General features: G+C 71.2%; 19 protein-coding genes. 14 read left to right on the top strand and 5 right to left on the bottom strand.

Going from position 1 to position 21,986, the window contains the following annotated elements:
• The gene (locus tag IU476_RS02335) at window positions 1-327 is read right to left on the bottom strand and encodes a type VII secretion target (protein WP_195096009.1); all 327 of its coding nucleotides are present in this window, start codon (window positions 325-327) and stop codon (window positions 1-3) included.
• 213 nt (window positions 328-540) lie between these two features.
• Here IU476_RS02335 and IU476_RS02340 point away from each other — a divergent pair, with 213 nt between their 5' ends.
• From IU476_RS02340 to IU476_RS02355, 4 genes are all read left to right on the top strand, one after another.
• On the top strand, window positions 541-1,533 hold the full coding sequence (locus IU476_RS02340) for an NAD-dependent epimerase/dehydratase family protein (RefSeq protein ID WP_195096011.1): 993 nt from the start codon (window positions 541-543) through the stop codon (window positions 1,531-1,533).
• Between the two features lie 31 nt (window positions 1,534-1,564).
• Window positions 1,565-2,587 carry an Rv2578c family radical SAM protein gene (locus IU476_RS02345; RefSeq protein WP_195096013.1) on the top strand — a complete coding sequence of 341 codons (1,023 nt, stop codon included), beginning with the start codon at window positions 1,565-1,567 and terminating at the stop codon, window positions 2,585-2,587.
• A 255-nt stretch (window positions 2,588-2,842) separates the two neighbouring features.
• The gene (locus IU476_RS02350; protein ID WP_438943974.1) at window positions 2,843-4,699 is read left to right on the top strand and encodes a 2-oxoacid:acceptor oxidoreductase subunit alpha; all 1,857 of its coding nucleotides are present in this window, start codon (window positions 2,843-2,845) and stop codon (window positions 4,697-4,699) included.
• Window positions 4,696-5,775, top strand: a complete 1,080-nt coding sequence (locus tag IU476_RS02355; RefSeq protein ID WP_195096015.1) for a 2-oxoacid:ferredoxin oxidoreductase subunit beta — start codon at window positions 4,696-4,698, stop codon at window positions 5,773-5,775. The genes IU476_RS02350 and IU476_RS02355 overlap by 4 nt, the downstream gene beginning before the upstream one ends.
• 78 nt (window positions 5,776-5,853) lie before the next feature.
• Here the strand turns inward: IU476_RS02355 and ypfJ are convergent, their stop codons facing one another.
• Complete coding sequence (gene ypfJ / locus IU476_RS02360; protein ID WP_195096017.1) at window positions 5,854-6,774, bottom strand: KPN_02809 family neutral zinc metallopeptidase; 921 nt, start codon at window positions 6,772-6,774, stop codon at window positions 5,854-5,856.
• A 165-nt stretch (window positions 6,775-6,939) separates the two neighbouring features.
• Here ypfJ and aspS point away from each other — a divergent pair, with 165 nt between their 5' ends.
• Entirely contained in the window at window positions 6,940-8,724 is a 1,785-nt protein-coding gene (gene aspS / locus IU476_RS02365) for an aspartate--tRNA ligase (RefSeq protein WP_195096019.1), read from the top strand.
• Window positions 8,725-8,828: 104 nt separating this feature from the next.
• Complete coding sequence (locus tag IU476_RS02370; RefSeq protein WP_195096021.1) at window positions 8,829-9,788, top strand: DUF389 domain-containing protein; 960 nt, start codon at window positions 8,829-8,831, stop codon at window positions 9,786-9,788.
• Between the two features lie 3 nt (window positions 9,789-9,791).
• On the opposite strand, the gene IU476_RS35830 is transcribed toward IU476_RS02370, so the two are convergent.
• Window positions 9,792-10,922, bottom strand: a complete 1,131-nt coding sequence (locus IU476_RS35830; protein ID WP_228822957.1) for a DUF2189 domain-containing protein — start codon at window positions 10,920-10,922, stop codon at window positions 9,792-9,794.
• A gap of 229 nt (window positions 10,923-11,151) precedes the next feature.
• Here IU476_RS35830 and IU476_RS02380 point away from each other — a divergent pair, with 229 nt between their 5' ends.
• The 8 genes from IU476_RS02380 (at window position 11,152) to IU476_RS02415 (ending at window position 20,290) form a co-directional block, all read left to right on the top strand.
• Window positions 11,152-12,321 carry a phosphotransferase family protein gene (locus IU476_RS02380; protein ID WP_195096023.1) on the top strand — a complete coding sequence of 390 codons (1,170 nt, stop codon included), beginning with the start codon at window positions 11,152-11,154 and terminating at the stop codon, window positions 12,319-12,321.
• Window positions 12,322-12,377: 56 nt separating this feature from the next.
• Complete coding sequence (locus tag IU476_RS02385) at window positions 12,378-12,614, top strand: hypothetical protein (protein ID WP_195096025.1); 237 nt, start codon at window positions 12,378-12,380, stop codon at window positions 12,612-12,614.
• Entirely contained in the window at window positions 12,611-13,954 is a 1,344-nt protein-coding gene (locus tag IU476_RS02390; protein ID WP_195096027.1) for a replication-associated recombination protein A, read from the top strand. The genes IU476_RS02385 and IU476_RS02390 overlap by 4 nt, the downstream gene beginning before the upstream one ends.
• A gap of 147 nt (window positions 13,955-14,101) precedes the next feature.
• A complete protein-coding gene (gene alaS / locus IU476_RS02395) occupies window positions 14,102-16,768 on the top strand; it encodes an alanine--tRNA ligase (RefSeq protein ID WP_195097362.1) in 2,667 nt (888 codons plus the stop codon).
• Window positions 16,768-17,382, top strand: coding sequence for a Holliday junction resolvase RuvX (ruvX, locus tag IU476_RS02400; RefSeq protein WP_195096029.1), 615 nt, complete (start codon window positions 16,768-16,770; stop codon window positions 17,380-17,382). Before alaS ends, ruvX begins: the two co-directional genes overlap by 1 nt.
• Entirely contained in the window at window positions 17,375-18,943 is a 1,569-nt protein-coding gene (locus IU476_RS02405; RefSeq protein WP_195096031.1) for an endolytic transglycosylase MltG, read from the top strand. Before ruvX ends, IU476_RS02405 begins: the two co-directional genes overlap by 8 nt.
• Window positions 18,933-19,745 (top strand): shikimate dehydrogenase, encoded by an 813-nt coding sequence (locus tag IU476_RS02410; RefSeq protein WP_195096033.1) that lies wholly within the window; start codon window positions 18,933-18,935, stop codon window positions 19,743-19,745. Before IU476_RS02405 ends, IU476_RS02410 begins: the two co-directional genes overlap by 11 nt.
• 71 nt (window positions 19,746-19,816) lie before the next feature.
• A complete protein-coding gene (locus IU476_RS02415) occupies window positions 19,817-20,290 on the top strand; it encodes a B-4DMT family transporter (RefSeq protein ID WP_228822959.1) in 474 nt (157 codons plus the stop codon).
• A gap of 3 nt (window positions 20,291-20,293) precedes the next feature.
• Here IU476_RS02415 and IU476_RS02420 read toward each other — a convergent pair whose 3' ends face one another.
• Together IU476_RS02420 and aroB are read right to left on the bottom strand one after the other, a co-directional pair.
• Window positions 20,294-20,641: a hypothetical protein gene (locus tag IU476_RS02420; RefSeq protein ID WP_195096037.1), complete on the bottom strand. Its 348-nt coding sequence runs from the start codon at window positions 20,639-20,641 to the stop codon at window positions 20,294-20,296.
• A 111-nt stretch (window positions 20,642-20,752) separates the two neighbouring features.
• A complete protein-coding gene (gene aroB / locus IU476_RS02425; protein WP_195096039.1) occupies window positions 20,753-21,889 on the bottom strand; it encodes a 3-dehydroquinate synthase in 1,137 nt (378 codons plus the stop codon).
• Window positions 21,890-21,986 lie beyond the last annotated feature (97 nt).

The following is a 21,986-nucleotide window of genomic DNA, read 5'->3' on the forward strand; positions in this document are numbered from 1 at the left end:
TCAGCCCCCGATCTGGTTGCCGAGTGCGCCGAGCGCGCCCGACCACGTCGAGTCGGTGTCGTCGAAGATGGCGGCGGTGCCGAACGCGGACTGCCCCAAGTGATTACATTTGTCCGACAGTTCGTTGATGTCCTTGCAGTGCAGCACCTGCGCGGCGGCGAACATGGCCAGGTAGTCCGCGCCGATGACGCCGAACACCGGCGTCATCGCGGCGACGTGGCTGACGGCGTCCATATCCCCCGCGGCAGCGATCTGACCCGCGACACCCTCGTGCGTCGCGGCGAATGCGCGGACCGCGTCGGTCTCGGCCGAGACATTGTCCGTCATCGAATCTGCCCCCCAATCTTCGTGATCATCAGCTTTCGTGCACGTCCGGTCGGTCGTCGATTGCCGGGCCCGACCGGCCGGTGACCGGCGGGGCTGGGCCTCAATATAGCTGACCTGCGGGACACGTTTCGAGCGGACGAGCGCTCCCGCACCCCGGAATGGAACAAACTAGAACTTGTTGCAAATTAGAACGGGTTCTATATCCTCGGTGCCATGAAGGTCGCAGTCACCGGCGCAGCCGGCTTCCTCGGTACGAATCTGCTCCACCGGCTGGTGGACGGCGGTCACGAGGTCACCGCCATCGATCGGGTTCGGCCGGCGGGCGCGCCCGTGCCCGGCGTCGCGTGGGTGACCGGCGACGTGCTGGACCCGGAGTCGATGCGGTCCGCGCTGGACGGGGCGGAGATCGTGTACCACCTGGTCGCGGTGATCACCCTGGCGCACCGCAACGACCTGGCCTGGCGGGTGAACACCGAGGGCGTGCGGGTGGTCGCCGAGGCGGCCCGCGCGGTGGGTGTGCGCCGCATGGTGCACGCCAGCTCCATCCACGCTTTCAACCAGTACACCTGCGGTGGCCGGATAGATGAGAACTCGCCGCGCTCGGTGGATCCCGGTCTGCCCGTGTACGACCGGTCCAAATGGCAGGGCGAGATCGAGCTGCGCAAGGTGATCGACGCCGGGCTGGACGCGGTCGTCTGCAATCCGACCGGCGTCTACGGCCCGGTCGACCACTCCGACTCCCGGATCAACACCACGCTGTGGGACTGCGCCCGCGGCCGGGTGCCGGTGATGATCGGCGGCGGCTTCGACCTGGTCGACGTCCGCGACGTGGCGGCCGGGCTGATCCTGGCCGGAGAACGTGGCCGGACCGGCGAGAACTATCTGCTGACCGGCGAGATGCTGACCATGCTCGAGGTGAGCCGGATGGCCGCGGCGGTCAACGGCAGGCGCGGGCCGGCGTTCGCGATCCCGCCCAAGGTGATCTCCGCGGCGCTGCCGCTGCTGGAACCGGCGGCCAAGCTGTTCGGCAGCGACCGGGTGTCGAAGGCGGCGATGGGCGCGCTGCTGTCGGCGCCGGTGGTGGACGGCGGCAAGGCCCGCGCCGACCTCGGCTACGCACCGCGCCCGGCGCGGGAGACCGTCAGCGACCTCATCGCCTTCTATCAGGGCGCGACGCTGCGGCCGGAGACACCCAGCCTTGCTTGACAGCCCTTAGAACACATGTTCGACTGGAGGAGTGCGGTGGCAGAACCAGACCCTCGACGCCGATGACGGGGCGCTCCCCGGCCTCGAGCGCGCGGGTTTCGTGCGCAGCGTGCGGACGCCGGAGTTCGAGGGCGTCACCTTCCACGAGGTGCTGTGCAAGAGCGCGCTGAACAAGATGCCGGCGGGCTCGGGGCTACCGTTCGACTGGACGATCAACCCCATGCGCGGCTGCTCGCACGCCTGCCGGTACTGCTTCGCGCGCGGCACCCACGAGTATCTGGAGCTGGACGCGGGCCGCGACTTCGACACCCAGATCGTGGTGAAGACGAACATCGCCGCGGTCCTGCGCCGCGAACTGCACCGGCGCTCGTGGCGGCGCGAGGGCGTGGCGCTGGGCACCAACACCGATCCGTACCAGCGCGCCGAGGGGCGCTACCGGCTGATGCCGGGCATCATCGGCGCGCTGGCCGAGTCGGGCACCCCGTTCTCCCTGCTCACCAAGGGCACCCTGCTGCGCCGCGACCTGCCGCTGCTCACCCAGGCCGCCCGCGCCGTGCCGGTGAGCCTCGCGGTGTCCCTCGCCATCCTCGACCTGGACCTGCACCGCGGCCTGGAACCGGGCACGCCGTCGCCGCGGGCGCGGCTGGAGCTGATCCGGGCGCTGTCCGAGGCCGGTTTCGCCGTGCACGTGATGGTGGCGCCCGTCATCCCCTGCCTGACCGACGGCAGCGCCCACCTCGACGCGCTGTTCGGGGAGATCGCGGCGGCCGGCGCGGCGAGCGCGGTGGCGTTCCCGATGCATCTGCGCGGCAGCACCCGCGGCTGGTTCCTGGAGTGGCTGGCCACCCACCACCCGGCGCTACTGCGGCGCTACCGGCAGCTGTACGGTCGTGGGGCGTACGTCACACCGGAGTACTCCGCGTGGCTGCGCGGTCGGGTCGAGCCACTGCTCGCGCGACACGGATTGCGGCGCGACCGGCCGCCGGACTCCGCGTCCCCGCATCGGCCGGAACGCGCGCCGCGGCCCGATCCGCAGCTGGCGCTGTTCGCCTGACGCAGTACCGCGGTGATCCGCCGAATCTTGTTGGACCGCACGTAACTCGGGTGTGTCCGGGCGGCGGGGGAGTAACTTGGCGTGAGGTACCTCATACCGACGAGGAAGTGATGCAGGCGCATGGCTGACGAGGAACGTCGAAGTGACACTGCCGCAGCGGAATCGGCCGCACCCGCGGCGACCGCGCCCGGCGGCGCGGTGGCGGAGAAGATCGAGAAGGTCGTCATCCGCTTCGCCGGGGATTCCGGCGACGGCATGCAGCTGACCGGGGACCGCTTCACCCACGAGGCGGCCGCTTTCGGCAACGACCTGGCCACCATGCCCAACTTCCCGGCCGAGATCCGCGCGCCGCAGGGCACCCTCCCCGGCGTGTCGTCGTTCCAGATCCAGATCGCCGACTACGACATCCTCACCGCGGGCGACCAGCCCGATGTGCTCGTCGCGATGAATCCGGCCGCGCTGAAGGCGAACCTGGAGGATCTGGCGCGCGGGGCCACCGTCATCGTCAACACCGACGAGTTCACCAAGCGCAACCTGTCCAAGGTCGGCTACGCCGGCGACCCGCTCGCCGACGACACGCTGTCCGATTTCGTCGTGCACCGCGTGCCGATGACGTCGTTGACGCTGACCGCCACCGAACCGACCGGCATCGGCAAGAAGGACGCGCAGCGCGCGAAGAACATGTTCGCGCTCGGCCTGCTGTCGTGGATGTACGGCCGGCCGATCGGCGGCACCGAGCAGTTCATGCGCGAGAAGTTCGCCGCCGCCCCCGAGATCGCCGAGGCGAACATCCTGGCGTTCCGCGCGGGCTGGAACTACGGCGAGACCACCGAGGCCTTCGCCACCACCTACGAGGTCGCCCCGGCGACGCTGCCGCCGGGCACCTACCGCCAGATCACCGGCAACACCGCGCTGGCCTACGGACTGGTGACGGCCGGGCAGCTGTCGGGACTCCAGGTCTTCCTGGGCACCTACCCGATCACCCCGGCCTCCGACATCCTGCACGAACTGAGCAAGCACAAGAACTTCGGCGTCACGACCTTCCAGGCCGAGGACGAGATCGCCGGCATCGGCGCGGCCCTGGGCGCCTCGCTCGGCGGGGCGCTCGGCGTCACCAGCACCTCGGGCCCGGGCCTGGCGCTCAAGAGCGAGACCATCGGCCTGGCCGTGATGACCGAGCTGCCGCTGCTGATCATCGACGTGCAGCGCGGCGGCCCGTCCACCGGCCTGCCGACCAAGACCGAACAGGCCGACCTGCTGCAGGCACTGTACGGCCGCAACGGCGAGTCCCCGGTCGCGGTGCTGGCCCCGCGCTCGCCCGCGGACTGCTTCGCCACCGCCGTCGAGGCCGCCCGCATCGCACTGACCTACCGCACGCCCGTGCTACTGCTCTCCGACGGCGCGATCGCCAACGGCTCGGAGCCGTGGGCGGTCCCGGCCGTGGCGGAGCTGGAACCCATCGACCCGGGCTTCGAACCGGAGGCGGGGGAGTCGGAGGAGCCGGGAGAATTCCTGCCCTACGCGCGCGACCCGGAGACCTTGGCGCGCCCCCTCGCCGTGCCCGGCACCGCGGGCCGCGCGCATCGCATCGGCGGCTTGGAGAAGGCCGACGGCAGCGGCAACATCTCCTACGATCCGGCCAACCACGAGCTGATGGTCCGGTTGCGCCAGGCCAAGATCGACGGCATCGCGGTCCCCGACCTCGAGGTCGACGATCCCGACGGCCGCGCGGAACTACTGCTGCTCGGGTGGGGCAGTTCCTTCGGCCCGATCGGCGAGGCGTGCCGGCGCGCCCGGCGGCGCGGCGTACCCGTGGCGCAGGCGCACCTGCGACATCTGAATCCGTTGCCCGCCAACACCGGCGAGGTGCTGCGCCGCTATCGGACGGTGGTGTGCCCGGAGATGAACGGCGGCCAGCTGGCCACGCTGCTGCGCGCCCGCTACCTGGTCGACGTGCAGCCGTGGACGAAGGTCGCCGGCACCGCGTTCTCCGCGCAGGAACTCGTCGGCGTCATCGACGCCGCGCTCGACGGCTCCATCGCCGAACTCGAACACGACAAGGCCTTCGCCGCGCGGGCGCGGGCCACGTATCGCAACGGGGGTAAGGGATGACCATCGTCGACACCTCGCTCGTCGGCACCGATCTCGGGCTCACCGGACTGTCCGGCGTGCCCGGCGCGGCGGGTCCGCAGAAGGCCAAGGACTTCACCTCCGACCAGGAGGTGCGCTGGTGCCCGGGCTGCGGCGACTACGTCATCCTCGCCACCGTGCGCGGCTTCCTCGCCGAATTGGGCCTGCGCCGCGAGAATCTGATGTTCGTCTCGGGGATCGGCTGTTCCAGCCGCTTCCCGTACTACCTGGACGCCTACGGCATCCACTCCATCCACGGCCGCGCACCCGCCATCGCCACCGGCCTGGCCGTGACGCGCCCGGATCTGTCGGTGTGGGTGGTGACGGGCGACGGCGACGCGCTGTCCATCGGCGGCAACCACCTCATCCACGCGCTGCGCCGCAACGTGAACATGACGATCCTGCTGTTCAACAACCGGATCTACGGCCTGACCAAGGGCCAGTACTCGCCCACCTCGGAGAGCGGCAAGGTCACCAAGTCCACGCCGATGGGTTCGGTGGACCACCCGTTCAACACGCTGTCGGTGGCCCTGGGCGCCGAGGCGACCTTCGCGGCCCGCGCCCTGGACTCCGACCGCGCCGGACTCGGCGAGGTGCTGCGCGCGGCCGCCGAGCATCGCGGCACCTCGTTCGTGGAGATCCTGCAGGACTGCCCGATCTTCAACGACGGCTCCTTCGACGCCCTGCGCCGCGAGAACGCCGCCTCGCACCTGATCCCGCTGCGGCACGGGCAGCCGATCCGATTCGGGGCCGACGGCGAATTCGCGGTGGTGCGCAAGGGATTCGGGCTCGCGGTCGTGTCGGCGGCGGAGGTCGACCCGGCCGAGATCGTGGTCCACGACGCCTACGCCGACGACCCGGAATACGCCTACGCCCTGTCCCGGCTCTCGGCCCAGGACCTCTCGCACGTGCCGATCGGCATCTTCCGCAGCGTCGCGCGCCCCACCTACGACGACGGCGTGCGCACCCAGCTGGCCACGGCCCGCGAACGCAAACTCGTGGCGGAGAACTCGCTGCAGGAGTTGCTCACCGGCAAGGAGACCTGGACCGTCCGCTGAGCCGCGGCGACGACCGCGGGTCGTCCTCGATTCTGCCGAGCCGGTGCCGGGCGCCCGCGCCCGAGCGGGAATGCCGGGTCAGCGACCCATGGGCGGATTGTCGAGACTTGCCGCGCCGAACGTGTCACACGCCTTGACCTGTCCGGTGCGGTACCCGGCGAGGAACCACTTCTGCCGCTGCTCGGAGGACCCGTGCGTCCAGCCCTCGGGGTTGACCCGGCCGGTCGCGGCCTTCTGGATGCGGTCGTCGCCGACGGCCGAGGCCGCCGAGAGGGCGTCGCGAATGTCGTTGTCGGTCAACGGCTTCAGGAACGGCTGGTTGCTGCCGGGGGCCGGCTGCTTGTCGGCGTAGCTGGCCCACAGCCCGGCGTAGCAGTCGGCCTGCAACTCCAGCCGCACCGACCCGGACTCCGGACCCTTCGGATCCCGTTGCGCCCGACCGGAATCGCCGAGCAGGTTCTGGATGTGGTGGCCCACCTCGTGCGCCACCACGTACTCCTGCGCCAGCGGGCCGCCGCTGGAACCGAACTTGTCGACCAGCTCCTGGAAGAAGCTGGTGTCGAAGTAGGCGGTGCGGTCCGCGGGGCAGTAGAACGGCCCGACCGCGCTGCTGGCCTGCCCGCAGCGGGTGTTGACCGCGCCGGTGAACAGCGTGACCTTCGGCGGGGAGTACTTGCGGCCGGTCTGCTGCGGGAGTTGGGCGCCCCAGACGTTGTCGAGACTCTGCGCGGTCAGCACCACCCGGCAGTCCACGTACTTGTTGGCGTCGGCGCCGGTCTTGCAGTGCGCGGGAGTCTTGGCCGTGCCCTGCTGCGACGAGTCGCCGCCCGCGCCGGTGAACTGGCCGAGCAGCGAACCCGGGTCGCCGCCGAACAGCAACGCCAGCACCAGCACGACGATGCCGCCGGCCCCGCCGCCGAGCGCGAGCTTGCCGCCCATCCCGGGTCCCCCGGAGGACACCCGATCCGGATCGATCTGCATCCCTTCGTTGAAGGTCATCCTCGTCGCCTCTCGCACTCTGTCGGCCGATGGTCGCGCGCTCGCGTTCACAAGCTTGACACGGCGGCGCGGATATCGGTTTCCGGTCACCCCACGTGTCTCACTACGATGGGCCCTGCACCTGGTCACATCGCGCCGGTGCGTCGAGCCGTCGAAAGGAACCCCGTGCTGCGCACCCACTTGGCCGGCTCGCTGCGAAGCGAGCACGCCGGTCTGACCGTCACCCTCACCGGTTGGGTGGCCCGGCGGCGAGACCACGGTGGCGTGATCTTCATCGATCTGCGCGACGCGTCGGGTGTGGCGCAGGTGGTGTTCCGGGAGGGCGAGCCGGCCGAGCAGTCGCACCGGCTGCGCGCCGAGTACTGCGTGCAGGTCACCGGCGTGGTCGAGCAGCGGCCCGACGGCAGCGCGAACCCGAACCTGCCGACCGGCGCGATCGAGGTGAACGCGACGGAACTGGTGGTGCTCAACGAGTCCGCGCCGCTGCCGTTCCAGCTCGACGAGCAGCCCGGCGAGGAGACCCGGCTCAAGTACCGCTACCTGGACCTGCGCCGCGAGGGTCCCGCGCACGCCATCCGGCTGCGCTCCAAGGCCAACGCCGCGGCCCGCGAGGTGCTGGCCCAGCACGCGTTCGTCGAGGTCGAGACCCCGACCATGACCCGGTCCACTCCCGAGGGCGCGCGCGACTTCCTGGTGCCGGCGCGGTTGCAGCCCGGCAAGTTCTACGCGCTGCCGCAGAGCCCGCAGCTGTTCAAGCAGCTGCTGATGGCCTCGGGCGTGGAGCGCTACTACCAGATCGCGCGCTGCTACCGCGACGAGGACTTCCGCGCCGATCGCCAGCCCGAGTTCACCCAGCTCGACATCGAGATGAGCTTCGTGACCCAGGAGGACGTGATCCTGCTGGCCGAGGACATCCTGGCGGCGCTGTGGAAGCTGGTCGGCCACGAGATCAGCACGCCGATCCCGCACCTGACCTACGCCGAGGCCATGCGCCGCTACGGGTCGGACAAGCCGGATCTGCGCTTCGGTCTCGAGATCACCGAATGCGCGGAGTACTTCGCGGACACGCCGTTCCGCGTGTTCCAGGCCCCGTACGTCGGCGCGGTCGTGATGCCCGGCGGCGCGAGCCAGCCCCGCCGCCAGCTCGACGCCTGGCAGGACTGGGCCAAGCAGCGCGGCGCCCGCGGCCTGGCCTACGTGCTGGTCGGCGAGGACGGCACGCTCGGCGGCCCGGTCGCGAAGAACCTCAGCGACGCCGAGCGCGAGGGCCTGGCCAAGCACGTCGGCGCCGAGCCCGGCGACTGCGTCTTCTTCGCGGCGGGCGAGCCCAAGGCGCAGCGCGCGTTGCTGGGCGCGGCGCGCGGCGAGATCGCGCGCAAGTGCGGCCTGATCGACGAGGACGCCTGGGCGTTCGTGTGGATCGTGGACGCGCCGATGTTCGAGCCGGCCGCCGACGCCACCGCGAGCGGCGATGTGGCCCTGGGCCATTCGGCCTGGACGGCGGTGCACCACGCGTTCACCTCGCCGAAGCCGGAGTCGCTGGACACCTTCGACACCGACCCGGGCGCGGCGCTGGCCTACGCCTACGACATCGTCTGCAACGGGCACGAGATCGGCGGCGGCAGCATCCGCATCCACCGCCGCGACGTGCAGCAGCGGGTGTTCCAGGTGATGGGCATCGGCCCCGAGGAGGCGCAGGAGAAGTTCGGCTTCCTGCTCGACGCCTTCGCCTTCGGCGCCCCGCCGCACGGCGGCATCGCCTTCGGCTGGGACCGGATCACCGCGCTGCTGGCGGGCGTCGACTCGATCCGCGAGGTCATCGCCTTCCCCAAGTCCGGCGGCGGCGTCGACCCGCTCACCGACGCGCCCGCCCCCATCACCGCGCAGCAGCGCAAGGAGGCGGGACTGGACGTGGTGCTCGACGAGGACGGCAACCCGATCGCCGAATAGCGGGCCGCGGGCACGCCGCGGCGTGCGTGCCCGGTCCCGGAGCCGTTACTCTGCACCGGCGGCATCGTCCGGTGCCGGGAATTCGCTGACCGCAAGGGGATACGGTGCTGCACGTCCGCGTGATCTGCCCGCCCGACACGACCGAGGCCGCGCTGGCTTCGCTGCGCGCCGAGCCCGGGGCGACCCTGGTGACCGTGCAGCGCGGCGCGGCGATCGACCCCGCCGGCGATCTGATCGAGGCCGATGTCGCGCGCGAATGCGCCAACGACGTGCTCGCGGCGCTGACGGCGCTGGGTATCAAGGAGTCCGGCGGCATCACGCTCGACCCGGTCGAGACCGCGCTGTCCGACGCCGCCGAGCGCGCCGTCGAGTCCGCGCCCGGCGACCCGTCGGACGCGGTGGTGTGGGAGGAACTGGTCGCGCAGACCCACGAGGAGTCCACGCTCAGTCCCACCTTCCTCGGTTTCATGACGATCGCCTGCCTGCTCGCGGTGGTCGGCGTGGCGACCGACTCGCCGGTGACGGTGGTGGGCGCGATGGTGGTGGGTCCGGAGTTCGGGCCGCTGGCCGCGATCGCGGTGGCGTTGGTGCGCAGGGACTTCCGGCTCGCGCGGCGGTCGGCGCTGGCGCTGCTGATCGGCTTCCCCGTCGCGATGGGCATCGCGGTGCTGGCCTCGCTGCTGTGGGAGCGGCTGGGCTGGATCACCCTGCAGCGCCTCGACGACATCCAGAACGTCGACTTCATCTACGAGGTCGGCCCGTTCTCGCTGGTGGTCGCGTTGCTGGCGGGCGCGGCCGACATGCTGTCGCTGGTCAGTTCGCGGTCGGCGGCGCTGGTCGGCGTGTTCATCTCGGTCACCACCATCCCGGCCGCCGGTTTCGCGGCGGTGGCGGCCACGCTCGGCCAGTGGGACATGGCGCTCGAATCGATCGGGCAGCTCGCGGTGAACATGATCGGCATCGTCGTCGCGGGCGTGCTGGTGCTGTGGCTGCGGCCCGCCCACGGCAGCGAGGGCGGGCCGATCCACCGGATCAAGCGCTGCGGGCTGTTCGGCCGCGCCTGAGCCTCAGGGCGTGACCAGGCCGCCGGCCAGCACGCGGTAGGCGTAGGTCACCGCGATCGCGGTGACCGGGCCGACCACCAGCAGCGGGATGCCGCACAGCAGGGTGGACACGAAGGTCAGCAGCGCGACGGTGACCGCCAGCAGCAGCGTCGAGCCGATATTCGAAACCACCAGCCGGACACTGGATTTGATGGCCGTAAACGGATCCTCGTCGCGGTCGATCACGAAATGCAGTGCGAACATGCACAGGAAGCCGACGATCAGCGCGGGGAAGACGCACAGGATCGCGCCGATCCACGCGGCGACGAACACCAGCAGCGCGGTGAGCAGCACGTTGCCCGCGTTGACGAAGCCGAAGAAGGCCTGGAAATCCGGTGGGGTGCCGTCGGTTTCGTACAGGGCGCCGCGAATCATCGCCGCCTGCAACAGCCAGACCACCATCGAGACCACCAGGAAGATCAGCAGCAGCGGCAGCAGCGAACGCACGTCGCCGACATTGATCACGACGGTGACCGCGAGGTAGGCGACGAACCCGACCAGGGTGAGGGAGACCCACGGAATCGGGTTGGCGCGGAACCGGTTCCAGCCGTAGCCCAGCGCGTCGGGAACGCTGAACCCGGCCATCGGCGCGAGCGGCGCGCCGGCGGGCTGCTGCGGATAACCCGGTCCGGGTTGCCCGTAGCCGCCGGGCGCGTAGTCCTGCGGCGGCGCCGAACCGGGCGGACCGTACATGGGATTCGGCGACCCGTAGGGGTCGGCCGTGCCCAGGGGCGCCGTGCCCGGCGGCGGCGCGCCGTGCGCCGGCTGGGCGGGCGCCGAACTCGGCGGCGGCGGTATGGGTACCGCGCCCGCGACCGGCGGTGGGGGCGGCGGTGTGTCCTGCACGTTCGCCGGAGGCGTGCCGGGATGTTGCGGTGCACCCGGATTCGCGGGCTGGGCGGGGCGGCTCGCGCCCGGCGGGGGCGGCACCGGTGTGCCACCGGCGACCGGCGGCGGCTGCGGCGGCCGGGGTTGTCCGGAATGTTGTGGCTGTCCGGTTTCCGGCGCGGCGGACGCGCCACCACCCTCCGCCGGAGTGTCGCCGGACGACGCCGGTTCGCGGCGCGCCGGACCGGAGTGCGGTGTGTCGGTCATCGTGGGGACCTTTCGGATCACCTGGGTTTCGGTGTGGCGCACGGCAGTTGAGGACGAGACAACCGGACCCGCCAGGATGTGTCAAGCAACGACGGCCCGGATGTCCCGGTGCCGCACCACCACAATCCGGCAGCGGCGGCGAGCGCTCGGCGGTGACACGCCGGGCGACGCGCGAAAGGTTGCCGAACCGCTCGCTGAAAGTGACCTGATGCGAGTAACTTGGGAGCCGATGACCGCACTATTGGCCGAACGCGCCGCCGAAGTCGTGTCCGCGGCACAACAGTTGCTCACAAAGCGAATGGGTGCTCCGGTAAAGCTGAGTGATCCGATCGAACTCAGCGGAAGTGGCAGGACGACGGTACTGCGCGTGCGCGTTGCGGAGAACGCCTTTTCACTTCCACGGACCTTGATCGTGAAGCAGGTCCGCGGCGCCGCGCAGGATCGGCGCATCGGCGGACTCGCGCCCGGCGTCGCCAGCATCGACTCCGCGTTCCTGCGCGAGGCGGTGTCGTATCAGTTCACCACCGCGCTGAGCAGCGCACACCGTCCGGGCGCCTACCTGCTGGCGCACAACCTCCCCGAGCGCCTGCTGATCCTCAGCGACCTCGGCGAGAACACCTCGCTCACCACCGTGCTGCAGACCGGCGCCGAGCCGAGCACGCGCAATTCGCTGATGGCGTTCGCGCAGGCGCTCGGCCGCATGCACGCCGCCACGGTCGGCCGCGAGCCGGATTTCGTGGCGCTGCTGCGCCGGGTGGACGTGGTGCATCGCATCGACGGCATCGCCCAGCAGGCCGAGGCGGCCATCGGCGAGGTGCCGGGTCTGCTGGCCCGCGAGTTCGGGATCGAGGTGCCCGGCGAGATCGCCGAGCGCATCGTGCGCGGTAACCGGTTGTTCTCCGCGGGTCGCTTCCGCGCGTTCAGTCCGTCGGATCTGTGCCCCGACAACGTGATTCTCAACGACGAGGGCGCGCGTTTCCTGGACTACGAGTGGGGCGGCTTCCGCGACGCCACCCTCGACATCGCCTACGCGCTGGTCTCGTTCCCCGGCTGCCTGTGCGATATGGAACTCTCGCGGGAGCGGGCGCGCCAGATGGTGGAGGCGTGGCGTTCGGAGGTGGTCGGCGTGTGGCCGGCCCTCGCCGACGACGACCTGCTCGCCGAGCGCATCCTCGAGGCGCGGCTGATCTGGGTGTGGCTGAGCACCTTCTGGTTCCTGCCCGCCGACCACGCCCGCATCGCCGCCGCCCGCGAGCACGGGCTGTCCGTCCCGCGCTCGGCCGCCCTGATCAACCGCTGGGCCGCCCTCGCCGAAGACGCCCGCTGCACGGGCGACGACACACTGGGCGATTTCGCCGAGCACGTGTCGGCGACGCTCGAGGAGTACTGGGAGGAATAGCCGGCCCGCCCCGCGTCGTCCGGAAATGTCGGACCCGGTGGGTACGGTGATGACCTGTGAGTGGGCCTTTCCAGCGAATCGACGCCCGGCCGCCTGACATCGAGGAGCTACACCCCGGTGTCGTCACGGCCGCGCGCCTGTCCAGTCGGCCCGACCGGATGCAGCCGGTTCGGCGGTGCCGTGCGCGCGTGGCGCTGTCGTGTGACGAGAGTGCGATGCGTTGGTGGGGCGCGGGCTCGATGCTGTGGTGGAGCGCGGGTGCGGCGCTGCGGTGTGGCGAGGGGGTGGCGTGAGCGACGGATTGTTCGAGGCGCCGGGCGCGGAACCGGCGAGCGGCGGGGCGGTCGAATTCCGCGGTGCGGGAGAACATGTTCCGCTCGCGGTGCGGATGCGTCCGGCGAGCCTCGACGAGGTGGTGGGGCAGCAGCATCTGCTGGGCCCCGGATCGCCGCTGCGGCGACTGGTCGAGGGGTCGGGAGCGGCGTCCGTGCTGCTCTACGGTCCGCCGGGCACCGGGAAGACCACCCTGGCCTCGCTCATCTCGCAAGCCACCGGCCGCCGCTTCGAGGCGCTCTCGGCGCTGTCGGCGGGCGTGAAGGAGGTCCGCGCGGTCATCGACCTCGCGCGGCGGCGGCTGCTGTCGGGCGAGCAGACGGTGCTGTTCATCGACGAGGTGCACCGGTTCTCCAAGACCCAGCAGGACGCGCTGCTGGCGGCGGTGGAGAACCGGGTCGTGCTGCTGGTCGGCGCGACCACGGAGAACCCGTCGTTCTCGGTGGTGTCGCCGCTGCTGTCGCGCTCGCTGGTGCTGCAGCTGCACTCCTTGTCCGAGAACGACATTCGCGCCGTGCTGCGGCGCGCCATCGCGGATCCGCGCGGACTGGGCGGGCAGTACACGGTCACGGAAGCCGCCCTCGACCACATCGTCCGCATCGCGGGCGGCGACGCGCGCCGCTCGCTCACGGCTTTGGAAGCCTCCGCGGAATCCTCGCCGGACGGCACCGTCGACGTCGACCTGGTGGAGGCCAGCGTCGACAAGGCCGCCGTGCGCTACGACCGCGCCGGCGACCAGCACTACGACGTGATCAGCGCGTTCATCAAATCGCTGCGCGGCTCCGACGTCGACGCCGCCCTGCACTACCTGGCGCGGATGATCAGCGCGGGCGAGGACCCGCGATTCATCGCCCGCCGCTTGATGATCCAGGCCAGCGAGGACGTCGGCATGGCCGACCCCACCGCCCTGCAGACCGCCGTCGCCGCCGCCCAGGTGGTGCAGCTGGTCGGCATGCCGGAGGCGCAACTGGCCCTCGCGCACGCCACCATCCACGTCGCCACCGCACCGAAATCCGGCGCTGTCGCCGCCGCCATCGGGTCCGCGCTCGCCGACATCGGCGCGGGCAAGGCCGGTGCGGTCCCGCCGCACCTGCGCGACGGCCACTACGCGGGCGCGGCGCAACTCGGCAACGCGCAGGGCTACAAGTACCCGCACGACCATCCGGACGGCGTGCTCGCCCAGCAGTACCCACCCGACGAACTGGTCGGCACGGAGTACTACCGCCCGACCGACCACGGCTACGAACGCGAGGTCGGGCCCCGGGTGACCAAGCTGCGCCGCATCGTGCGCGGGCGCTGAAGCCGCACCGGTGGGCGGTCGTCGCCGCGAGCGGGTCGGGACCGCTGGCCGGCCCGACGCCGGGCCACCGCGCGGCGGTCGTAGGCGTCCCGCTCACCGGCCCACCGACGAAAACCCGCTGGACGGTGCCCGGTAGGCTGGATGGTTGTGCAGACCCACGAGATTCGACGGCGCTTCCTGGAGCATTTCGTCCGTGCCGGGCATACCGAGGTCCCCAGTGCCTCGCTGATCCTGCCGGACCCCAACCTGCTGTTCGTCAACGCGGGCATGGTCCAGTTCAAGCCGTATTTCCTGGGACAGGAGGCGCCGCCGTTCGCGCGCGCGACCAGCGTGCAGAAGTGCGTGCGCACCGGTGACATCGACGAGGTGGGCGTCACCACCCGGCACAACACGTTCTTCCAGATGGCCGGCAACTTCTCCTTCGGCGACTACTTCAAGGAGGGGGCCATCACCTTCGCCTGGGAGCTGATCACCAAGTCCCAGGAGGAGGGCGGCTTCGGCTTCGACCCGGAGCGCATCTGGGTCACCGCCTACGAATCCGACCCCGAGGCCGCCGAGATCTGGCACCGCGTCGCCGGAATCCCCAAGGAGCGCATCCAGTTCCGCGACGGCAAGGACAACTACTGGGACATGGGCGTGCCCGGCCCGGGCGGTCCCTGCTCGGAGATCTACTTCGATCGCGGCCCCGAATACGGGAAAGACGGCGGCCCGGTCGCCGACGAGGACCGCTACCTCGAGATCTGGAACCTCGTCTTCATGCAGGACATCCGCGGCGAGTTGAGCCCCAAGGAGGGCCACGCTCCCGTCGGCACGCTGCCGAAGAAGAACATCGACACCGGCATGGGCGTCGAGCGCGTCGCCATGCTGCTGCAGGGCGTCGACAACGTCTACGAGACCGACCTGCTGCGCCCGATCATCACCAAGGCCGAGGAGCTGACCGGCAAGAAGTACGCCGTCGAACACGCCGACGACGTCCGCTTCCGCGTGATCGCCGACCACGCTCGCAGCGCCGCCATGCTGATCTCCGACGGCGTGAACCCCGGCAACGACGGTCGCGGCTACGTGCTGCGGCGGCTGCTGCGCCGCATCGTCCGCTCCGCGCGGCTGCTCGGGGCGGAGAAGCCGGTGATGAGCGAGTTCATGAAGACCGTCAGCGAGCTGATGGCCCCCTCGTATCCGGAGCTGTCCACCGACTTCAAACGCATCGAGAATGTCGCTGTCGGCGAGGAGACGGCCTTCCTCAAGACGCTGACCACCGGGTCGAAGCTGTTCGACGAGACCGTGGCCGAGGTCAAGTCCGCGGGCGGCCGCAAGATCGCCGGATCCGACGCGTTCACCCTGCACGACACCTACGGCTTCCCGATCGACCTCACCCTGGAGATGGCCGCCGAGGCCGGGCTCGAGGTCGACGAGCAGGGCTTCCGCTCGCTGATGGCCGAACAGCGCCAGCGCGCCAAGGAGGACGCGGCCGCCCGCAAGCACGCGCACGCCGACCTGTCGATCTACAAGGAACTGGTCGACCGCGGCGCCACCGAGTTCACCGGCTTCGACGAACTCACCACCGAGGCACAGGTTCTCGCGCTGCTCGCCGACGGCGTGCGGGTGCCGACCGCGACGGCGGGCCAGGACGTCGAGGTCATCCTGGACCGCAGCCCGCTCTACGCCGAGTCCGGCGGACAGATCGCCGACCGCGGCGCGATCACCGCGACCGGCGTGAAGCTGCGCGTCAACGACGTGCAGAAGATCGCCAAGAAGCTGTGGGTGCACAAGACCACCGTCGAGCAGGGCCAGATCACCGAGGGCGACACCGTGCTCGCCCAGGTCGACCCGGCCTGGCGGCGCGGCGCCACCCAGGGCCATTCCGGCACCCACATGGTGCACGCCGCGCTGCGACAGGTGCTGGGGCCCAACGCGGTCCAGGCCGGATCGCTGAACAAGCCCGGCTACCTGCGCTTCGACTTCAACTGGCAGGGCCAGCTGTCGGAGCACCAGAAGGCCGACATCGAGGCCGTGTCCAACGACGCGGTCGGCGCCGACTTCCCGGTCAACACCTTCGTCACCGACCTGCCCAAGGCCAAGTCGATGGGCGCGCTGGCGCTGTTCGGCGAGAACTACGGCAGCGAGGTCCGGGTCGTGGAGATCGGCGGGCCGTTCTCGATGGAGCTGTGCGGCGGCACCCACGTCGAGCACTCCTCGCAGATCGGCCCGATCACCGTGCTCGGCGAGTCGTCGGTGGGTTCGGGCGTGCGGCGTGTGGAGGCGTTCGTCGGCCTGGACTCCTACAGGTACCTGGCCAAGGAGCGCGCGCTGCTGGCCGGGGTGGCGTCGTCGCTGAAGGTGCCCAGCGAGGAGGTGCCCGCGCGCGTCGAGCAGCTGGTCGAGCGGTTGAAGGTGGCCGAGAAGGAGCTGGAGCGCAGCAAGATTCAGGCCGTGCTGGCGCAGGCCGGCAAGTTCGTCGAGGACGCCGAGCGAGTGGGGCGGGTGCTGCTGGTGGCGGCCGCCGCGCCCGAGGGTGTCGGCGGTGGCGATCTGCGCGGCCTCGCGACCGACGTGCGCGGCCGGTTCGGCGGCGAGCCCGCCGTGGTGGTGCTGCTGGGCAATGCCGACGGCAAGGTGCCCTTCGTGGTCGCGGTGAACAAGCCCGCGCAGGAACTCGGCCTCGAGGCGGGCGATCTGGTCGGCAGCTTCGGGCCGAGCATCGCCGGCCGCGGCGGCGGCAAACCGGAGATGGCGCAGGGCGCCGGGTCGGACCCGTCGGGAATCGCGGCCGGGCTGGCCGCGGTGCGGGCGCGGGTGGCCGAGCTGGCCGCCTGATGGACGCCTCCGACAGCGCGGAGTCGCCGGAGCCCCCGGGAGCCGGGGGCCGGACCCCGCGCGGTGCCGCGGCGGTCACCGCCGACCGGCCGAGCGCCGCGACGGACCCCGGCCGCGGCCGCCGGATCGCCATCGATGTCGGCACCGTACGCGTCGGCGTCGCCGCCTGCGATCCCGACGGCATCCTGGCGACGCCGGTCGAGACGGTGTCGCGGGCGGGTAGCGGGCGACGCAAGGGACAGGGCGCGCACACCGCCCGGGACACCGCCGCGGCCCGGATAGCCGAAATTGTGCGGGAGTACGAGGCCGTCGAGGTGATCGTGGGCCTGCCCCGCACGCTACGCGGGGAGAACGGCACCTCCGCCGAGCTCGCGATCTCCTTCGCCGATCGTTTGCGATCGATGATTCCCGGAGTGCCGATACGACTTTCCGACGAACGTTTGACTACGGTGTCAGCTGCACGTGCATTGCGGGACAGCGGAGTTCGCGCGCGTGGCCAGCGGCAGATGATCGATCAGGCGGCGGCCGTATCGATCCTGCAGGGATGGTTGGACGAACGGAGTGCGGTGTTGAAGGCGGCCGGGGAGCAGGCGGCAGGGTGGTCGGATGAATGACCGCTGGGCGCGAGCCGAGGAACGTCATCGGCAGAGCGTCGAGGAGCGGCGATACCGCCGTCGCGACAGCGGGTGGGGCGCGGACGACCGGGCCCCGCGCGGCCGCGGATCCCGGCACGCCGCACCGGTCGAGGACGACTGGGACGACTACGACGACGACACCACCGTCATCCCCGTGTACACCGACGAGGAGCCCGAGCCGGTGCCGCCGCCGCGCCCGCCCCGCTCGGGCCAGCGCAGCGCGGGGACACGCAAGCGCCCGGCGCGCGGTCGCCCGGTTCGCGACGAGGACGACGGCGAGGAGCCGCCGCGGCGGCGATCCTCCCGCAGCCCATCCGGACGCGGGCCCTCGGGGCGCGGGCAGTCGGCACGCGGCAAACGCTCGCGGGTCGCCTCCCGCAAGGCGGCCGAACGCAAGCGCCGCCGCCGCAACCTGTGGATCCTCGGCTGCGTGTTCGTCGTGCTGTTCGTCGCGGCCGGCGGTTACGCGGGCTACAAGTTCATCGGCAAGCTGGGCGGGCCCGAGGACTTCGCCGGCCCCGCCGGACCGCCCGTGGTGGTGCGGGTCAAGTCGGGCGACACCGCCGAACAGATCGCCGAGACCATGTTCGACAAGGGCGTGGTCGCCAGCTCCGGCGCGTTCTACGAAGCGGCCGTGCGCAATTCGAAGATGACCTCGGTGCAGCCGGGCTTCTACTCGGTGCCCACCCACAGCAAGGGCTCCGAAGCGGTGACGGCGCTGATGAGCAAGGAGGCCCGGGTCGGCAACGTGGTGATCTCGGAGGGCAAGCGCCTGCACGACTCCACCGACGTCAACACCGGCGCCCGCAACGAGGGCATCTACCGCAAGATCGCCGACGCCAGCTGCCTGGGCACGGGCGCGGCCAAGAAGTGCGTCACCTACGAGCAGCTCGACGCCGCCGGCGCGAGCGCCGACCTGGCGGCGCTGGGCGTGCCCGCGTGGGCGATGGACTCGGTGCGCCAGGTTCCCGACCGCACCCGCCAGCTCGAAGGGCTGATCGCCGCGGGCACCTGGGATTTCGATCCGAGCGGCACGCCGGAGCAGATCCTCGCCCAGCTGGTCACCGACAGCACGCGCGGCTACGAGTCGACCGGCTTGATGCAGTCGGGCGCCGCGACCGGCGGCCTGACCCCGTACCAGACCTTGATCGCGGCGTCGCTGGTGGAACGCGAGGCGCTGCCCAACGACATGTCGAAGGTGGCGCGGGTGATCGTGAACCGGCTCGCCGCCAACCAGCCACTGCAACTGGACTCCACGGTCAACTACACCCTCGACAAGACCGAGGTCGCCACCACCGACGCCGACCGCGCCAAGCGCACACCGTGGAACACCTACGCCATGCCCGGGCTGCCCGCGACGCCGATCTCGTCGCCGTCGCTGGAGGCGTTGCGCGCCATGGAGACTCCCGCGCCGGGCGCGTGGCTGTACTTCGTGACCGTCGACAAGCAGGGCACCACGATGTTCACCGACAGCTACAGCGAACACCTGCGCAATATCGAACGCGCGCAGCAGAGCGGGATTCTCGACAGTGGGCGCTAGCGGCCGCCGGGCGGCCGTGCTCGGCAGCCCCATCGCGCATTCGCGCTCACCGCAGCTGCACCTGGCCGCGTACCGGGCACTGGGCCTGGACTGGACCTACGAGCGCATCGAATGCACCGCCGAGCGACTACCCGGGCTGGTCGACGGCCTCGGCCCGGAGTGGGTCGGATTGTCGGTGACCATGCCGGGCAAGGTCGCCGCCCTGGAGTACGCCGCCGAGGTCACCGAGCGGGCGGTGCTCGCCGGTTCGGCAAACACGCTGGTACGCACGGACGGCGGCTGGCGCGCGGACTGCACCGACGTCGACGGCGTGCGCGGCGCGTTGCAGGCGGCCGGGGTCGAGCGGGCGAGCCGGGCGGTGGTGCTCGGCGCGGGCGGGACCGCGCGGCCCGCGCTGCTCGCGCTGGCCGAACTCGGCGTGCGAGAGGTGGCCGTGCTCGCGCGCGACGCCGGGCGGGCGGCGAACGCGCTGGCACTCGCGCGGCGGCTCGACATGTCCGCGGAACTCGTCGGGTTCGACGACGCGCCGGTGCGTGCCGTGTGCGCGCGGGCCGACGTCGCGGTCAGCACGGTGCCCGCGGACGGCGCGGCGCCCGTGGCGGCGGCGGTCGCGGCCGCGCCGGTGGTCCTCGACGCCATCTACAACCCGTGGCCGACGCCCTTGGCGGCAGCTGTGCGGGCCGCCGGGGGCACGGTGATCAGCGGGTTGCAGATGCTGCTGCACCAGGCCTACGGACAGGTCGAGCAGTTCACCGGGCAGCCCGCGCCGCGGGCCGCGATGGCGGCGGCCCTCGAGACGTGATCGGACCCGATCGACGGTTTTAGAACCAGTTCCAATTCGGTGGCCGAGTGGCACAGGTTAAGGTGATCGATATGAATGCGTGGGTGTTGCGCGCCATCGTGCTCGGGGCGTTGACAGTGGTCCTCCGGACCGTGCTGGGCTGGGGAATGATCTACTGGCCGACGCACGGCTCGTGGTTGCGGATCCTGTGCTTGATCGTGCTGATCGCGGCCGTGGTCGCGTGGGGCCTGCTCGACGGACGCGGCGACCGCCGCGCGAACCCGGATCCCGAGCGCGGCGGTGCCGACCTCACCATGCGCTGGCTGATGGCGGGCATCGCGGGCGGCCTGGGTGCCGGCGTGGTGGCCTGGGTGCTGGATTTCCTGCCGAAGTTCGACCTCGGCGACAACGGCCTCGCCTTCGAGATCACCGCCGGCGCCTCGTTCATCATCCTGCTGATCTTCGTGCCCGCCATGGTGGGCGTCGCGCTGGGCCGGTTCCTGGTCGGGCGGGAGAGCAAGAAGGTCGAGCCCGCCCCGCCGCCGAACGCCGCCTCCGCGCTGTAGGTCTCAGGCGACCCGCGCCGAACGTGCCGGAGCGCGGAGCACCAGCAGCGCGGCCACGCCGAGATAGACGGCGGCGACCACGAGATCGAGAATTCCCTGCGTCGGCTCGTCGCGGGCGAAACGGTCTAAGGCCGCGACCGTGACCACGCCGGATCCGAAGAAGAACCCGGCGGTCAGGCCCGGCACCGCGAGACGCGCCGGGAGCACCGCCGAGATCAGCAGGACCAGCGAGAACGCCGCGTCCGGCAGGGCGAAGATATTGTCCGCTCGATAGTCGGCATCGACGGCGAGCGCGGCCAGCAGCCACAGGCTGACCGGGACGGCGACGATACGCGCGGGCAGGACCGGCATGATGACTCCTGATGCGGCGGTGGAGAATTCGTCACCGCCCAGCATCGCCGAGCACGGGCCGTCCGGCAACCGATCCGGACCGCGTTCGGTACTCCGCCGCGATGCGGCCGTCTACAGCAGCACGCCGCCGCCGGGGGCCTCGTCTCGCGCGATCGTGGCGTAGGCCGCGGCGAGCAGGCTCGGGTCGGGACCTTCGAGGCGGCCCGGCTTGGCGAGACCGTCGAGGACGACGAAACGCAGGACGCCCGAACGGGTCTTCTTGTCGGTCTGCATGGTTTCCAGCAGCTGGGGGAGCGCGTCCGCGTCGTAGGTGGTGGGCAGGCCCACGCTGGCCAGGATGCTGCGGTGGCGTTCGGCGGTGGCGTCGTCGAGGCGGCCCGCCAACCGGCCCAGCTCCGCGGCGAACACCAGGCCCACCGACACCGCCGCGCCGTGCCGCCAGCGGTAGCGCTCGCGCCGCTCGATGGCGTGGCCGAGGGTGTGGCCGTAGTTCAGGATCTCGCGCAGGCTGGCCTCCTTGAGATCGGCGGCCACCACGTCGGCCTTGACCTGGATCGCGCGGCGCACCAGTTCGGGGAGGACCTCGCCGGTCGGGTCGAGCGCGGCCTGCGGATCGCGCTCGATGAGGTCGAGGATCACCGGGTCGGCGATGAAGCCCGCCTTGATGATTTCGGCCATTCCGGCCACGATCTCGTTGCGCGGCACCGTTTCCAGCGTCACCAGGTCCACCAGCACCGCGGTCGGCTCGTGGAAACTGCCGACCAGGTTCTTGCCGGCCTCGGTGTTGATGCCGGTCTTGCCGCCGACGGCCGCGTCGACCATCGCCAGCAGCGTGGTCGGCACGTGCACGACCTTCACCCCGCGCATCCAGGTCGCGGCGACGAAACCGGTCAGGTCGGTCGCCGCCCCGCCGCCGAGGCTGATCACGACGTCGCGGCGGGTGAGGCCGATGCGGCCCAGCACCTCCCAGCAGAACCCGGCGACCGGCAGGTCCTTGCCCGCCTCGGCGTCGGGAATCTCGATCCGGTGCGCATCGATCCTCTCCCCGGCCGGCCCCGGGTCGGCGTCGGCCAGCGCCTGCCGCACCGCCTCCGCGGTCTCGGTCAGCGGCGGCTGGTGGAAGATCGCGACGGTACGCACCCCGGGCTGCCCGGCCACCTGCTCGACCAGTTCGCCCAGCAGTCCCCGCCCGATGATCACCGGATACGGGTCGGCGGTGCGAACCTCGATGCGAGTCGGCTCGGTCATACTTGCTGCTCCGATTCTGTTGGTACTCATAGATTTACGCCGGAACCCCCGCACCGGGCGAACCGTTGGTGGAAGCGCCCGCCCCCGGGACCACGGC

This window comes from Nocardia blacklockiae (assembly GCF_015477355.1).
Lineage (GTDB): Bacteria > Actinomycetota > Actinomycetes > Mycobacteriales > Mycobacteriaceae > Nocardia > Nocardia blacklockiae.

Excerpts from the sequence above, each read along its gene's own strand:
- IU476_RS02350 (WP_438943974.1), top strand. The coding sequence starts at position 2,843 with ATGCAGCTGACCGGGGACCGCTTCACCCACGAGGCGGCCGCTTTCGGC.
- aroB (WP_195096039.1), bottom strand. The coding sequence starts at position 21,889 with ATGACCGAGCCGACTCGCATCGAGGTTCGCACCGCCGACCCGTATCCG.
- IU476_RS02405 (WP_195096031.1), top strand. The coding sequence starts at position 17,375 with ATGAATGACCGCTGGGCGCGAGCCGAGGAACGTCATCGGCAGAGCGTC.
- IU476_RS02415 (WP_228822959.1), top strand. The coding sequence starts at position 19,817 with ATGAATGCGTGGGTGTTGCGCGCCATCGTGCTCGGGGCGTTGACAGTG.
- IU476_RS02335 (WP_195096009.1), bottom strand. The coding sequence starts at position 327 with ATGACGGACAATGTCTCGGCCGAGACCGACGCGGTCCGCGCATTCGCC.
- IU476_RS02355 (WP_195096015.1), top strand. The coding sequence starts at position 4,696 with ATGACCATCGTCGACACCTCGCTCGTCGGCACCGATCTCGGGCTCACC.
- IU476_RS02420 (WP_195096037.1), bottom strand. The coding sequence starts at position 20,641 with ATGCCGGTCCTGCCCGCGCGTATCGTCGCCGTCCCGGTCAGCCTGTGG.
- ypfJ (WP_195096017.1), bottom strand. The coding sequence starts at position 6,774 with ATGACCTTCAACGAAGGGATGCAGATCGATCCGGATCGGGTGTCCTCC.
- IU476_RS02380 (WP_195096023.1), top strand. The coding sequence starts at position 11,152 with ATGACCGCACTATTGGCCGAACGCGCCGCCGAAGTCGTGTCCGCGGCA.
- IU476_RS35830 (WP_228822957.1), bottom strand. The coding sequence starts at position 10,922 with ATGACCGACACACCGCACTCCGGTCCGGCGCGCCGCGAACCGGCGTCG.
- ruvX (WP_195096029.1), top strand. The coding sequence starts at position 16,768 with ATGGACGCCTCCGACAGCGCGGAGTCGCCGGAGCCCCCGGGAGCCGGG.
- IU476_RS02340 (WP_195096011.1), top strand. The coding sequence starts at position 541 with ATGAAGGTCGCAGTCACCGGCGCAGCCGGCTTCCTCGGTACGAATCTG.